This window comes from Nereida sp. MMG025 (genome assembly GCF_021654165.1).
In the GTDB taxonomy this organism is placed as follows: domain Bacteria; phylum Pseudomonadota; class Alphaproteobacteria; order Rhodobacterales; family Rhodobacteraceae; genus Nereida.
This window is the reverse complement of record NZ_JAKFZN010000014.1, coordinates 1-13,584: the sequence shown is the minus strand read 5'-3', so window position 1 is coordinate 13,584 and position 13,584 is coordinate 1. Positions and strand designations below refer to the sequence as shown.

At 48.7% G+C, this 13,584-nt stretch carries 12 protein-coding genes; 4 read left to right on the top strand and 8 right to left on the bottom strand.

Annotation, left to right across the window (positions count from 1 at the left end):
• The 3 genes from L1065_RS15210 to L1065_RS15200 form a co-directional block, all read right to left on the bottom strand.
• Window positions 1-733 (bottom strand): isopenicillin N synthase family oxygenase (locus L1065_RS15210; protein ID WP_237096360.1); only part of this gene is annotated, 733 nt, incomplete at its 3' end.
• Between the two features lie 67 nt (window positions 734-800).
• A complete protein-coding gene (locus L1065_RS15205; RefSeq protein WP_237096359.1) occupies window positions 801-2,174 on the bottom strand; it encodes an ATP-binding protein in 1,374 nt (457 codons plus the stop codon).
• An 826-nt stretch (window positions 2,175-3,000) separates the two neighbouring features.
• Complete coding sequence (locus tag L1065_RS15200; RefSeq protein ID WP_237096361.1) at window positions 3,001-5,112, bottom strand: Hint domain-containing protein; 2,112 nt, start codon at window positions 5,110-5,112, stop codon at window positions 3,001-3,003.
• Window positions 5,113-5,611: 499 nt separating this feature from the next.
• Between L1065_RS15200 and L1065_RS15195 the strand changes: the two genes are divergently transcribed.
• Window positions 5,612-6,304: a hypothetical protein gene (locus tag L1065_RS15195; RefSeq protein WP_237096358.1), complete on the top strand. Its 693-nt coding sequence runs from the start codon at window positions 5,612-5,614 to the stop codon at window positions 6,302-6,304.
• A 162-nt stretch (window positions 6,305-6,466) separates the two neighbouring features.
• Here L1065_RS15195 and L1065_RS15190 read toward each other — a convergent pair whose 3' ends face one another.
• The 3 genes from L1065_RS15190 to L1065_RS15180 are packed head-to-tail and all read right to left on the bottom strand — an operon-like array spanning window position 6,467 to window position 8,926.
• On the bottom strand, window positions 6,467-7,324 hold the full coding sequence (locus L1065_RS15190; RefSeq protein WP_237096357.1) for a Hint domain-containing protein: 858 nt from the start codon (window positions 7,322-7,324) through the stop codon (window positions 6,467-6,469).
• A 26-nt stretch (window positions 7,325-7,350) separates the two neighbouring features.
• Window positions 7,351-7,797 carry a hypothetical protein gene (locus L1065_RS15185; RefSeq protein WP_237096356.1) on the bottom strand — a complete coding sequence of 149 codons (447 nt, stop codon included), beginning with the start codon at window positions 7,795-7,797 and terminating at the stop codon, window positions 7,351-7,353.
• 28 nt (window positions 7,798-7,825) lie between these two features.
• Window positions 7,826-8,926: a Hint domain-containing protein gene (locus L1065_RS15180; RefSeq protein WP_237096355.1), complete on the bottom strand. Its 1,101-nt coding sequence runs from the start codon at window positions 8,924-8,926 to the stop codon at window positions 7,826-7,828.
• Between the two features lie 1,839 nt (window positions 8,927-10,765).
• On the opposite strand from L1065_RS15180, the gene L1065_RS15175 reads away from it, so the two are divergent.
• Window positions 10,766-11,170, top strand: coding sequence for a hypothetical protein (locus L1065_RS15175; RefSeq protein ID WP_237096354.1), 405 nt, complete (start codon window positions 10,766-10,768; stop codon window positions 11,168-11,170).
• 106 nt (window positions 11,171-11,276) lie between these two features.
• On the opposite strand, the gene L1065_RS15170 is transcribed toward L1065_RS15175, so the two are convergent.
• Window positions 11,277-11,762, bottom strand: a complete 486-nt coding sequence (locus L1065_RS15170) for a lecithin retinol acyltransferase family protein (protein WP_237096353.1) — start codon at window positions 11,760-11,762, stop codon at window positions 11,277-11,279.
• A gap of 147 nt (window positions 11,763-11,909) precedes the next feature.
• Here L1065_RS15170 and L1065_RS15165 point away from each other — a divergent pair, with 147 nt between their 5' ends.
• The gene (locus L1065_RS15165) at window positions 11,910-12,272 is read left to right on the top strand and encodes a helix-turn-helix domain-containing protein (RefSeq protein ID WP_237096352.1); all 363 of its coding nucleotides are present in this window, start codon (window positions 11,910-11,912) and stop codon (window positions 12,270-12,272) included.
• Window positions 12,273-12,303: 31 nt separating this feature from the next.
• Here the strand turns inward: L1065_RS15165 and L1065_RS15160 are convergent, their stop codons facing one another.
• Window positions 12,304-12,573, bottom strand: a complete 270-nt coding sequence (locus L1065_RS15160; protein ID WP_237096351.1) for a hypothetical protein — start codon at window positions 12,571-12,573, stop codon at window positions 12,304-12,306.
• Window positions 12,574-12,703: 130 nt separating this feature from the next.
• Between L1065_RS15160 and L1065_RS15155 the strand changes: the two genes are divergently transcribed.
• Window positions 12,704-13,135, top strand: coding sequence for a hypothetical protein (locus L1065_RS15155; protein ID WP_237096350.1), 432 nt, complete (start codon window positions 12,704-12,706; stop codon window positions 13,133-13,135).
• Window positions 13,136-13,584 lie beyond the last annotated feature (449 nt).

The window sequence follows — 13,584 nt, the reverse complement described above, 5'->3', positions numbered from 1 at the left end:
GACCATTACTCCAAGCCTCTAACATGTCGCCGATATTGACGACGAGCACCGCAGGATCGACAGGCACGTCGATCCATTGATTATTCTGGGTCATCACCTGCAAGCCTTCGTTGCGGGTATGGAGCAATGTCAGGCATTCGTAATCGGTGTGTGCCCCCATATTGACAGACTGGTGATTGGCCATTTCCTGATGGCGAACATAGTGCAACAAACGCAGTTGCGAGATCGGTTTACTCATATGCTGCGTCATTGCACCGACAGGCAGTGCAAGGTGCAACTCCAGTGCAGAGCACAGCTTTTGGCCAAGCTGCGCGACCCTCGAATAGTATTCAGAGACAGTCGCTTTAAAACCTGGAAGCGCAGGCCAAACATTGGGCCCGAGAACTCTACAACCGCCGAGGAAATCAGGGTCGTTAGCTGGCAAGTCCAAGCCAAGATCGAAAGCTTCATAGTTTCGATTTACCTCATCCGGATAATCGCCTTTTTCCGTAAAAGGGACATAACCGCGGTGATTTGGACTATCACCGATATAGTATCGCCGCTTGTCCTTATCGGACCATGCAAAAAAGCTGCGGGCCGCCTCATAAGTGGCCTCGATCAGCTCTGGTTCGATGCCGTGATCGCAGATGCGGAAGAAACCGAACTCACGCGCAGCACGGCCGATAGCATCCGCTGTTGAAGCGATTCCAGATATATCATTCTCGAGAAGCGCACCGACGCTGATGAGTGGCAAGCGGGGCGACGCCGCCTTATGTCTCGCGAATGATGATCCCACGTGCTCCCCCAATCTCAACTGTTCGTTAAGGATTATTGGTTAACGAAGTGTGCGCATTGGCGGGAGCGGCAGGGAAATACAGATGGAAAGTCGATCCTTGACCCGGACAGCTTTTCACACTGACCGCTCCACCGGACTGCTGAGCGAAACCCAATACCATCGAGAGGCCAAGCCCAACACCGCTACCGGCTGGCTTGGTGGTAAAAAATGGATCGAAAATGCGCTGTAAATCCTTATCAGAAATACCAGTTCCTAAATCCTGAACACCGACGCGAACGTAGCGCCCGGGTTCAAGCTCGTTACTGAGCACTATTGAACTGGGTCGTTCAATTAGCACGTTCTCGGTAGAGATGAAAATCCTGTCGTTGACGGATGCTGTGTCACAAGCATTGGTCATAAGGTTCCAAAAGGCGTTTTCTGCCGCAGCACGATCGAGGCAAACTGGCCAAAGTTCAGTTGCTGGATGCAACTCAACCGTCGAACCCAGATCACGTTCATTTCGGCGACAAACTGCCTCTGCGAGCGCATTCAGATCACAGACCTCAGGATTCAGCCGCGCTTTTTGTGAAAACGCCAGCATGTCTTGGATCAGCTTCGCGCCTCGGGCCGCTGCGTTTTTTCCATCTTGCAGGAAGGCCAGCGCATCGGAGTTTGACAACTCTGCTTCAAGAAGCTCTAGATTGCCAGAGATGACAGTTAACAGGTTATTGAAATCATGTGCGAATTGCCCCGAAAGCCGTCCGATTGATTCCAAGTGCCGTGCCTCGGACAACCTGATTTCCAATTCCTTGCGGTTGACTTTTTCCGCGCTCAGTTCCGAGTGCGCAACAACGAGATCATTGTAGCGCCGCGAAGACCGTTCGGCTTCCTCCAGAAGAGCAAGCTTCGCACTCGTCATCGCGGCAACGGTTGTCAGCGTTTCCAGCTCGGCTTCGCCGAAAGCACCAATGTTGGGATGCTCGCTATCTATAACCCCGAGAACTCGATCACCGATTTTCAGCGGAACACAAATCTCTGAACGCGCCGGTTCAGTGTCAGGAATGTAATTCTGATCTCTAAGTAGATCGTCGATGATTGCAGGCTCTTGATTCTGCGCGACCTTTCCAGTGATGCCTTGGCCAACGGGGATGACGAGCGGATTGACGATACTCCGCCCGAAAGGGTTTTTCTCTCCCCACGCGGCGACTTGTGTTAGCGCGGTCTGGTCTGCATTCGCTTGGTAAATCACACAGTCAACAAACCCCAGTTTGCCGACAACCTTCTGAGCCACATACCAGAAAAGATCCTCGACATTCGGGATCGCCATCAGGTCAATCGCGAAACCGTTGAGGATGCGAAGCGTCGTCGTTTCAATGTCGTTAAAATTGGCACGCGAAGTATTAGCAACAGGTTCCGGCAATCTTTACTTCCCACTCTTTAGATCTCTTTTAACAGCCTAACTCTCTTTACAACCAGTGGTATAGTTAAAAGTTGTGGCCCCGACGAAGCGGGCATCATGCTTAGACAGCAATCACTGCCCTTGAAAAAGATGATTTTCTCGAATCTTCGTCCGCGAAATGTCTGGGGCTGCACTGCTTAGGGCATAGCCGCGACACGCTGTGCTGTTACATCGTCGGCACCCCTTTCTTCCCCAATCTCATCTCGTAGCATCAGTTTGCTACTGTTGGTATGGGCAACATAAGTTGCACGACGCTCAACAACCTCAAACGGCTCCAGCGCTGCGCGTATCACCCAGAATTCATCCTTGAAAAGAACACCTGCCAGAATATCGAAAGAACGGCTTCGCTTTCCACTTTCAGTCTTAGGTGTATTTGAAGCGGGGTAACACTCTATGGGATTACTATTAAAACGGCCTCAAAAAACCGGAAGACGCGCTTCATTTCGCCTGTGGGCTAAGGCTGACCCGTCCGATGAAGAGCGCGACCGGGTGAAGAAAAATTAATTGCCCGACGCGGCACTCATCGACGCGATCCAACCTCGGCTGATGGGCAACACACTCTTGGCAGGGCCCGCGGGTTTTTGCCAACACCATTTTCATTGTCCTATCTTCATGGTCATTGGGAGGGGCACATCCACGATGAAAGTGAGTTTGGCCGCGAAGTTCTAAAGGAAGACCCAACGCTATAGCGACTAACCCGACCAACCACCTCAAGCCGTTAGACGTCGTTTCGGATGGGTATGTGTTTAAAAGGTGGGAAGGGTCGGCGTGACCCGACCCCTCTCATTTACCCTAAATCATAGACGTAAATGGTTTCCACCACATCGCCGTTTGCATCAAATGTAGTGGTGTATTCCGACCAGCCATAGACGTCATTCACATCCGTCACTGTCTGCGTAGTGCGCACCCCATTGGCATCAAAGTCACGATCCAACACGCGCCCATCATCAAAGGTGATTACATAGTCCGTTTGCGTCATGCCATCGGCGGCGTAGTCTGTTTGGATCGTGTTCCACTCAAAAACATCGCCCGTGTCGGTCAACGTCGTGGACGCCAACGTCCCGTCCGCGCCATAATCGCGATCCATCAAGCGCCCATCGTCATAGGTGGTCACGAAATCAACCAACGTCTTTCCATCGGTGCCATAGGTTTTGGTGGTACTCGCCCAATCCTTTGCGTCATCGACATCCGTGGTGGTTTCAGACGTCCGAACACCGTTGCTGTCAAAATCCCTGTCGCGCTCCCTGCCGTCATCATAGATCGTCAGGTGATCCACCCGTGTGTTGCCGTCTTCGCCAAATTGCGTCGCGATGCTGGACCAAACAAAGCTATCGCTGCTGTCAAATCGCTCAAACCCTAGCCGCACCCCGCCAGTGTCATAGACTGTTACGCCTGTAAACTCCGCGCCCACCTCGATGGTCGCATTCGATCCATCCGCAAAGCTAACAGCTTCGATATCGCGAAGAGTATCTGTGCCATCATCAACGCCATCTGCGGAGTTGGTATCGGTGATCAACAAATCCGTGTCATAACTGAATTCAAAGTCTTCCACACTGCCATCCATCAATGCGGTATCCGTGCCCGTCCCGCCATCCAGCACATCATCACCCGCACCGCCTGCAAGGGTATCATCGCCTGCAACTGACAGAACATCGCCGCCCACATCGGTGAACGTCTCGTCAATCACATCATCGCCATCCGTGCCCGTGATGATCCCATCGGTGGCCTCCGCGCCCTCAAACAAGTTGCCTAGTAAATCTGAAAGTTGGTCAAAGAGCGGATTTGGAATAACTGAACCGAATGGACCTTCAAGGGTCGTCGAAATTCCCAAGAGCCACGCTGAAATCTCAACCGCGTCTTCTTGCGAGACCGCTGCTGCATGGATTGCGGCAACCAACTCCGGTGAGGCGACAATCAGGCCAGCGCCAGTAAATCCCGTGTTCAAAATGTTTGTTACATCCTGACCACGGAAAAACGTCGCGCTGTAAAGCCCATCAACTACCCCGCGATCTGTGCCATCAATAGGTGCTCCTATTCCTACAACATCATCGAAGAATACTTCTTCTATATCGTCCGTTGGTAGTCCGTTGCTACCAAAGTCATTCCAATTATTCCCGTCGCCTGGATCAAACACGTTAGAGACTGCTGTGCTTTCGTCTGTATATGACGCGTCCAGAGTGTTCTGGATTAAGGTCGCCAAATCACCATTTGCCGCATCCCAATAGTAGACGCGTTCCAACGCAACCTCGGTTTCTTCTCCATCACGGCGAAAACCGTTGAGTGTAACAAAATCAGCAACACCGTCTCCATTCACGTCGCGCAAAACCGCCGCGTCGGTCAGGTCATTATTCAGCGCGACAAGCTGATCGCCTTCCTTGAGTTCGGCCAAAATTGAATCGTTGTGCACGCGGACACCGCCTGCCACATAATTATGGTGTTCACGGACCTCAAAGTTATAGGTCGTCCAGCCCTTCACGGCGTCTTCTTTCCGGACCGCGTTGCCTTCAAAGGCAATCGTTTTGCTGGCCGATTGTTCGAACATATGCGCGGTCTGTTCGGAATAGGCGATAACTTCTCCCGTGGCTTCAACGATGGAGCCATCCACATCGACAACCCGCACCGTGCCGCCGCCCAAGCGCAGCATGTGGCCGATTTCCATGTAATCGCCTGTTTCCGTCAAAAACCGGTGCCCTGGGGTGGCGACAAGATCATCGCGGCCATCGCCAAAAGACAGGCGGATGAACTCGGAGGTTGTGTTGGTGAAGAGTTTGGTAACAATGCCAGCGGTGGGGTTCCCCTGTGTGTCGTGGGATAGCACGCGGTCGGACTGCGTAATTCGTTCGATGGGTTTAGTGGTGCCGTCCGTGAGGGTGATACGTGTGCCAGAGGGGAAGCACATATCCTCCTCTAAGCTGTACGAACTACCATACCCTAGATTGATTAATTCATTATAGTTTCTTATTAAATCCTCACCTTGATCAATACTTAAATCGGCTTGAGCTTCTACGAAACCATCGAATGCATCTGGGGTAGTATTGGGATTTTGGCTTTCATTTAGCTGTCGCTGCTCAAAAATAAGGTTTATCGATAGCCGCTGCTGTTCTAAGTAGGCCAACCAATCATTGGTATATGGACCGACACTAAATTCCTCTGACAATGATAGATCTGCTATTTTAACACCAAATAGTTTCAAGACGGTGCCAGTTAGTGGGTTCTTAGTCGCCGCATCAGTAAGGGTCACTAAAAGATCAGCAACTGTTACTATGCCAGTAAACGTACGCAGATCTTCGATCACCTCGATCATTCCAGTAAAATGATCACGAAGAACGCTCAAATGGTAGTCGCTTATCCTTGATTGGTTCGATGATATATTGCTCATCTTTGGGGGTGGTACGAACGTGACGTTGTTTAAGGTTTGGGACATTGCAAACAAATCCTACAATAGTAAATATACTGAGCCTATGCTAACAAGAACTCAACCTAAAGGAATTAAATTGCGGCATCATCTCACCTTAAAGTGGATTACTATTTTTGCCATTCTTGGTGGATTATGCGCGGCTTTTTCTATCGGAGTGTTTGCCAAAAGCGACTACTTCGCTGAAACAAATGCTGGATTGGATGATAATATCACTGCTCTCGCGAATACGATGCAAAATGATAAAACCTGGGGATTGGAACTCGTCGATTTGCAAATTGAGCACTGTGTGTTGCACATTGCTTATGCCGCAACCGAGACCACTTGCGATTCAAAAAACTCGCTTGAGCAAAGGGCCCTAACATTCGACCTTTCAAACCTGTTTCGTGTCTATGTCGATGAGTTTAACGACGAAAAATCAATTGTCAGCTTAGCAGCAAGCGCAAAGGGAAAATCTAACGCTGGCCGAAGCTCTGGTCCATTGAGCGAACCAAGCATTTCAGAAATAACAGCGTTATTGAAAAACAATGCGAATGCAGTAACATCATGGAAACGTTGCAATGAACCGCACAAAAGCCAGACAAGTAATACAATAACCATTACCCTAGCGCCAGTCGAAGCGCAAAATGCGAAAGAACTGCTCGAAACAGTAGCTGATCAATGCGATCCACTCTGACAACTTCGAAAAAGCGAAGTCTCGCTGGCATTTAGATAGCTGCCGTAACTGAGTTCTTGCATGGTTGGGATCAGCATACAGCGTTGGGTGGTAGGTAGCATCTTGCGTTAGGTCAGGTTCAATGTGAGCCTACTGTAAAGAGGGCCAGTGAGATATTTTTTATCAAGAGAACTGGTTAGACTGGGTTACGCTCTTTGGAAACATTGAGAAGCGGTGCCCAGGGGTGGCCACCAAGTCATCACGTCCATCATCGAAGGTCAGGCGGATAAACTCGGACGTTGTATTGGTAAACAGCTTATCGACGATGCCAGCGGTGGGGTTGCCTTGGGCGTCGTGGGCAAGGACAACGTCCGACTGCGTGATGTGTTGGATCGGTTTTGTGGTGCCGTCCGTAAGGGTGATTGGCGTGCCTGCGGGAAAGCATTGTTCTTCATTATTGACTTGAAATCCTTTTGAAACCAAAAACTCTGAGATTCTCACATGAATTCGATGATCATCTACTTCACCTGAATCTGTTGGGAATTCGAAACCCCGGTTTGCAAGGTCCACGGAACCATTCACTATCAATCCCTCAGCGTTAAACTGCCCTATAATTGCGGCAACGTTATCTAGCGTGAACTCTTGCGATGTTTCGCGAAGATAGTCGCCGATAACCCTGCCGATGTAATTATTGTATTGATCAAAAGTAGCTGAATCTATGGTGTTATTTGGCCTGAACTCTCGCCAGTTTCCCGCGAATGCGGCTGTTCCTGCTCCTGCAAAGAACGCAATGTGTGCGGACGCGAACATGTGCGCGAAGGCGTTGTCGCTATAGCCTGAATTTCCTTGAGAGGGCCCGTATTTTTCCTCGACCAAGATCCTGACCGCTATGTGCTCTCCATTGTTTACTCTCTCCAAGGCCGACGATAATACAGCAATATTACCAATTGTTGATGCTGCTGGCGGTAACCATGGTGCATCAACAATTGGTACTACCGTCTCTTTATAGTTGTAACTTGAGATCATTTCAGTGACGTTCATTGCGTTTCTCCAATCAGGTTTACGGTTCAAGTATCGTCAAAGAATGTTTGGAAGGGCAGGTCGTTATACTCGCAGACATTAGAATTCGATTTACTCAGTTTGTAATATTTTGTTTGATCTCGCCTTGCTGTGGGCTCAGAACTAGTTTGATAATAAACAATATTTGTCACGCCGTACTTATTCACCAAGTAGAAACGCGACTTGCCCGAAATATGAGCTGAAAAATCAATGAAGCTTATGAAGCGACGCTCGTTGTCGCTCGCAAAGCTTTTTGCTTGTCGTACTGCTGACATTTCTTTTGATGCGTGACATACGAAAACTATGTTTTCGAAGTGTGTGAAATCTGCAATGTTGGTCCGCTCGATAATATCGGACAGTTCTCTCTCCTTCTGCCAAAAAACAGAGAGATAAAAAGCAGCCGCAACTGCACACAAAGTAGATGCAGCTGCGATAATAGTGGCCTTTTTTGACATCTAGATTATCCTTGCGGTAGAAATTGGGTCATTGCGAGAACAAAAAAGTTACCTCACTCACGAACTGCACCTTGCCGCCACACAAGGGAAACATATGGCCGATTTCCATGTAGTCGCCTGTTTCGGTCAAGAAGCGGTGCCCAGGGGTGGCCACCAAGTCATCACGTCCATCATCGAAGGTCAGGCGGATAAACTCGGACGTTGTATTGGTAAACAGCTTATCGACGATGCCAGCCGTGGGGTTACCTTGGGCGTCATGGGTCAGCACGACATCGGATTGCGTGATCTGTTCGATAGGTTTTGTAGAGCCGTCTGCGAGAGTGATCGGGGTGCCTGCGGGGAAGCATTGAGTTCCACCAGTTTCAATAGTCCCATCCTCAAATAACTTCACCGCTTGGCTACTCACGAAACCCGAATATCCGATTTGCGCAAGGTCATCAGAAAATAATTTATTCCCATTGTTATCTGTAACCGTAGTACGCAGCATCCCATATGTCGTGTTGGAATTGCTGGGCCAAGCGGTCGCAGCGATAGTTTGTTCTACATTGTAGACTTGACCATCCACCTCGATGGACCACTCAACTAAGACCCGACCATTTGTTTGAACGACTTGAGTTATCGCATCAGAGTATTGCGATAGACCGAAGGTGGTTTCTTCCTCCAATAATCCCCAGTAAAAGACAGGTTCTCCATCTATTACTACGGAATATGTGAACCCACTTCCAACCTCGACGCCCAACGACGTACTCGCTCCCAACATCTGCATATAGGCTACACCTTCATCTAGGGCCGTATATGAAATGTTCTGCGACACCCCGGCAGCCGCACCTGCTCCGTAGGACCAACCAGCCATATCGATTGGGTTACCCGTAAATCCGAACACACCGCCTCCTACTGAACCGATCACATCCGATCCAGCCGATATGACAACACCGACGTAAGCGGCGCTCACAATTTGTTGCGTGTTCACGTCGTAGCCGAGAAAGGCGATCCCTTCCCCAAGGGTAACGCTTACCTGACCGTAAATTCCAATCACGTTGTAACCAGAGGTATCGAACCCAGTCGAATTGAGGAAATTGTCAATCTGGGCAACATCAAAGTCAGTAAAGTTTTCTGGGACAAGCGTCATATCTACGGCCTTCTTGAGGTGATCTACTGTTGTTGAAATTTCGAACCGACGTTCAACCAAACATCAGTCAAATTCGGATTTTGTTGATCCTTGATCGTGGAGAAATGCCTAGCTAATGCGCGATGATAGGGGTCTTTGATCGGCCTCAAAGCCAAATCGCTCGGAGCATATGATCGGCCGACTAGAGAGTTCTCGTATGCCTTCGCAAAGCTACGTCGAGCAGCACGTTCGTTCCCCTCGTTAAATTGGGCGATCCCTAATGAAACACTGAACCCCGACGACCGAATTTTGTTCCCACCGATGGGGGACATGAACACGGCTATCTTACAAGCGCGCAAATTCGGAGGGTTAGAGGTGCAAACAGACCCAACAAATTGCAATATAGTGAAAATTGCTATCAGGACACCAACCGCTATGAACGCAGTGAACCGAAACTTACTACCCTGACCAGTCCACTGATCATAAAAATTCATGGCATAGCCTTTGGGGTTTGCTTTTTAGATTTAGACCATGAAAATTCACGGCGCACGGCGCACGGCCTCGACGAAGCATGTAGTTAGTCTCCATGTGGCCGCCCATTTCTCTCACGATATAGTGACCAATCTTGGAAAATAGGTCGCCTTGATAATCTGAAAGAAGCAGACGGATAAATTCGACACTCTTTGTTAGCCACTTATTTTAGCCAGATTTTCATCTTTAATAGCTAGGGCTCGGATAAGATCCAACATAACTTGCCCGACTAGGAGTTTAGCCAATTTACCTTTATTTTTCAAAACAAGAACACTTTCTAATACACAACCCTAACGGTATCTTTAGCCTCGTATACATTGCAAGAGCTAATCAAGCCTGCCCCCCAAAATCGCATCTTCGTTTCAAGGCTGAGGCCTACATTGGCTTCGCACATTCAAAACAACTAAAGGGCCTTAGAGCATAAAATCGTTCATGCTTAGTGCGCCAGTATCAGTGTCACTGAGCCCAAATGTTTATGAAGCAGGATCGTAGTCGCCAAGGATGACTGATGACCCCCCCAAAGTTAAGGCAATGGTCGCAGTAGAACTGATATTTTGGTCTGTCATTGATGACGGCCTTCCTTAAATTATATTTACGGTCTTGAGCCCAACTAAGATCGCGGTAGTTAAAATTAGAAAGAGCCCGATAAAAACGAATAGTTTGAGGAACCTAACTGCCATTTCAGTAAGGTCTTTAACAAAGTAAAAAAGCCAACTACGAGAAATCATTTAAGTTCTCCATGATCGATCTGATGCTTTCACTGGCCGCTGCACCAAATTATTGATACCTACGACCCGCACCTTTCCGCCACCCAAGGATAACATATGCCCGATCTCCATATAGTTGCCCGTTTCTGCCAGAAAGCGGAGACCAGGCGTGGCGATCGGGTTATCGCGGTCGACAAGAGCAGGCGTCGCGCAAAGCGCTATCGCAACAATTCCAACCAATTGGTGAAGAGTTCGCCTAAACATCACGACCGCCAACAATACCCATACTGCTCATCAACACGCCAGACTCACCCTCACTACAACTTTGAGGGTAGTCTTGATCGCGTGCATGTTTCAAGGAAAACTGGGTGCCCAAAAGTGAAAGCTTGCGCAGCGCCAGCACGTCGCATAATTAAATCACCCAGATGAGTCAAACTCTCTCTTAGTTTAGGTCGCACTTGGTCCCAAAAACCTTGACGATGGACACTTCGATCTGAGGCTCGGTCACACGCAAAAATCCACTTTGACCGACCGTAGTTTCGACATCTGGTCACGTCACCACCTATTACTATCGACCTTCAGTTAGAGTAACATCCAGAAAAATCTTGGAGATATTTGCACCGTGATAATCGTTCTAATCAATTGGAGAATAGCTCCAACGAAGGTAGATGAATTTCTGGAATACTGGAAAGAAAAACTATCCCTCAAAGGTAAACCTGGCTTTGTCTGTGAGTTTCTCAGCAAAGTCGAAGGCCAAGATTTTCACAACTGTATTACTTGGAACATGGAAGCCGACAATGCTGACAATGAAGCCGCCAATGTTGATCATGTATCCTATGTGAATGTTGGTATTTGGTCAGACGCAGATGCTTTTCATACCGCGGTTGGACAACATATGTCTGAAGGAAGAAAAACTTCGCTAGCTTTTGAAGCTGCTCCCAGAAGGCGCGCAATTTTATCTCCAGAAGCGTGGCGCATTGGCCAAGAGCAACTACCGGCCACGACCAGTGAAGATGTCCGCTTTTAATCTGGTAGGTATCGAGCCCTTCTAGGGGCGGAATCGTATCGCAAGCTAATCAAACATCATTTTTCAGACGAATTATCGCCTCCGCGCCTCAAGGCCGGACCACGTTTCAAGTGCGATTTTTAAGAACCTGAGTACCCGCAAGTCCAATTGAACCACCAACAGCCAACCAAAACGCATACTTGCCCAGACTTGGGTTTTCCGAGAGCAGTTTTGTAGCTATAGCAAAAAATGCTGCACCAGCGACCGCTCCCTTGACCTGACGTGACGACATCTCAAGCCCGCCTGCCCAATTCGCGAAGCCCTCACAGTTCCGCAACACCACATCATAACGCCATTTACCAATCTCTGATCGGGCGTTGGCAAGCACTACATCTACAGGCAACACAGATTGCCGAGGCGCATACCCAGTCCGTCTACCTTTAACGACAGTATCATAAGGCTCTTCTTGCACCGTGCCGGTTCGCGCAGTTGCCGATATCAGCATCGGTTTTCCCAAAGGGCATCTGCGGTCACTCACAACCGATTGATGCTCATAATTGCCCATGCAGGTTACAATCTGTGCACCTGGTTGAAGGTTGTATTCAAATGACATCAACTGCTCTCTTCCTGTTCGAAGTGGCTGCTTGTTGGTTCGATGGGGCTAGCGATTTTGCTATAAATCTCATTTTATTCATGTTATATTCCATATTGAGAATATCGCGCAATTGCGATATTTATCCAATATGGAGAAGTGTGAGATATGTCAAGTGATACAACAACATACTCGATGATCCTTTGCACCTTGATGTCTCAGCGTGGGAAGGAACAAGAAATTCAACAGCAAGATTTCTTTCAGAAATCTGGTATCGCAACAGGTACTTGGTCACGAATAATGCGCGGCCAAGCACACTTTCAAATAGAAGATATTCGCGCAGCATGCCGTGTGTTGGGCTGTTCCATTGGCGAATTGACGTCAGAAGCCGACAAGATGCAGGTGCAGTTGGCGGAAAAAGAAGGCGTAAAGGTTGTATCGAAAGACGACCTCAAATCAGGAAATTCATCAGCAGGAGCGATGGTCGCTGGTGCAGCACTTGCGTTTCTTTTGCTTAGGCTTGCTGAGTAATCTGACGGAAGTTTGGAGGCAATTAACGAAGTCAGGTGGGGTCCTCATGCCAATCACGAATGGAGCTGCACAACTTACTCATAGCCATGCCTGTTAGCATCCCACTACTCAAGACACCAACTCCTTCAGAGAACATAGGCTCATTTGTATCATCAACAGTAAAATGAAACACACCGGTTTCGTTGTCTTCGTCTGTGACAAACGCCCAGGTTCCCAGGTACTCACCGTAGCGGGTCAGAACGTCCCCGCTAGTGGCGTCATCTTCAAATCCACTGAGGTTGATGGGATATGTAAGTTCCATGCTGCCCACATGGGAATGGAGAACTGGAAAACAATGCTTGCTGGACCGGAGGGGTAGAAACTTATGGATTTGCGCCTCTGGCGCTAACTACTGTTTTGGCAAACTTTAAGCCGCATAGAGGAGAGCAGGAGTGAACTGGGACCGTTTCCTGAAAGAAGAAGTCACGACACCTGCAGGCAGGAGGTGGTTGGAAAGCGCTGGTGACTGGGCCAACAATAAAATTGAAGCTTTCAACCTCAGTGAAGTTTTACCTTTTGTGGTAGTGTGGGTCGAAGATGAAGGTGCAATGATCGACCCCCGAAATATCGTTGGCACTGATCATGCCAGATACAACCAAGGTATGACGTGGCTTCAGTTTCTTGGCGGCGGGAAGCGGATCAAGACCAAACTCGACGTCCTGGAAACCAAGCCTGAATACTACGATGATCCCGAGTTACATGCGACAGATTTGGAAAAGTGGATTCTTTTTGAAATCGGCGGGAAGCTATATGTGACTGTCGGCAACCATCGCAGTGTCGTGGCAAAATTTCGAGCCCATGAAGAAAATGTAACCGCACAATGAGTTCACAAAGTCATTCACTTGCAGGTGTCCCATGCCGCGAAAAATGACTACGAGAAACTACAAACTGAATACCTTCCGTTCGAGCAAGACTACGGGCCGGAGCCGGAATGTGTCTGGTGCGAGGGCCAAGACAAGCGGTACAAAATTCTCGTTCACCTCATTTTACACGGATTTGGTGGAAGCCGTTCTCATGGAAAAATGGAGGTGGCGGACGCGCTAGCTTACGTCCAGCAGCGAAACCGGATTCCACGACGTTTTCTCGATTTTCTCCCAAACCTCTGGAAACGTCTTCACTCCTGATATTTCTAGAAAAAGACGGCACATCATAGTGAGGCTGCGAAAGATTGGTCTTTGCTATGTGGTAGATGCCTGACTATGTTGAGGACAAATACCCAAGCGGCTATGGCGATGAACTCAACTCATCCACACATTTATAATCGAACGACAGG

What these genes read in the sequence shown, in the direction of transcription:
- L1065_RS15160 (WP_237096351.1), bottom strand. Translation starts at nt 12,573, where the DNA reads ATGGAACTTACATATCCCATCAACCTCAGTGGATTTGAAGATGACGCC.
- L1065_RS15185 (WP_237096356.1), bottom strand. Translation starts at nt 7,797, where the DNA reads ATGTCAAAAAAGGCCACTATTATCGCAGCTGCATCTACTTTGTGTGCA.
- L1065_RS15180 (WP_237096355.1), bottom strand. Translation starts at nt 8,926, where the DNA reads ATGACGCTTGTCCCAGAAAACTTTACTGACTTTGATGTTGCCCAGATT.
- L1065_RS15170 (WP_237096353.1), bottom strand. Translation starts at nt 11,762, where the DNA reads ATGTCATTTGAATACAACCTTCAACCAGGTGCACAGATTGTAACCTGC.
- L1065_RS15165 (WP_237096352.1), top strand. Translation starts at nt 11,910, where the DNA reads ATGTCAAGTGATACAACAACATACTCGATGATCCTTTGCACCTTGATG.
- L1065_RS15200 (WP_237096361.1), bottom strand. Translation starts at nt 5,112, where the DNA reads ATGTGCTTCCCCTCTGGCACACGTATCACCCTCACGGACGGCACCACT.
- L1065_RS15190 (WP_237096357.1), bottom strand. Translation starts at nt 7,324, where the DNA reads ATGAACGTCACTGAAATGATCTCAAGTTACAACTATAAAGAGACGGTA.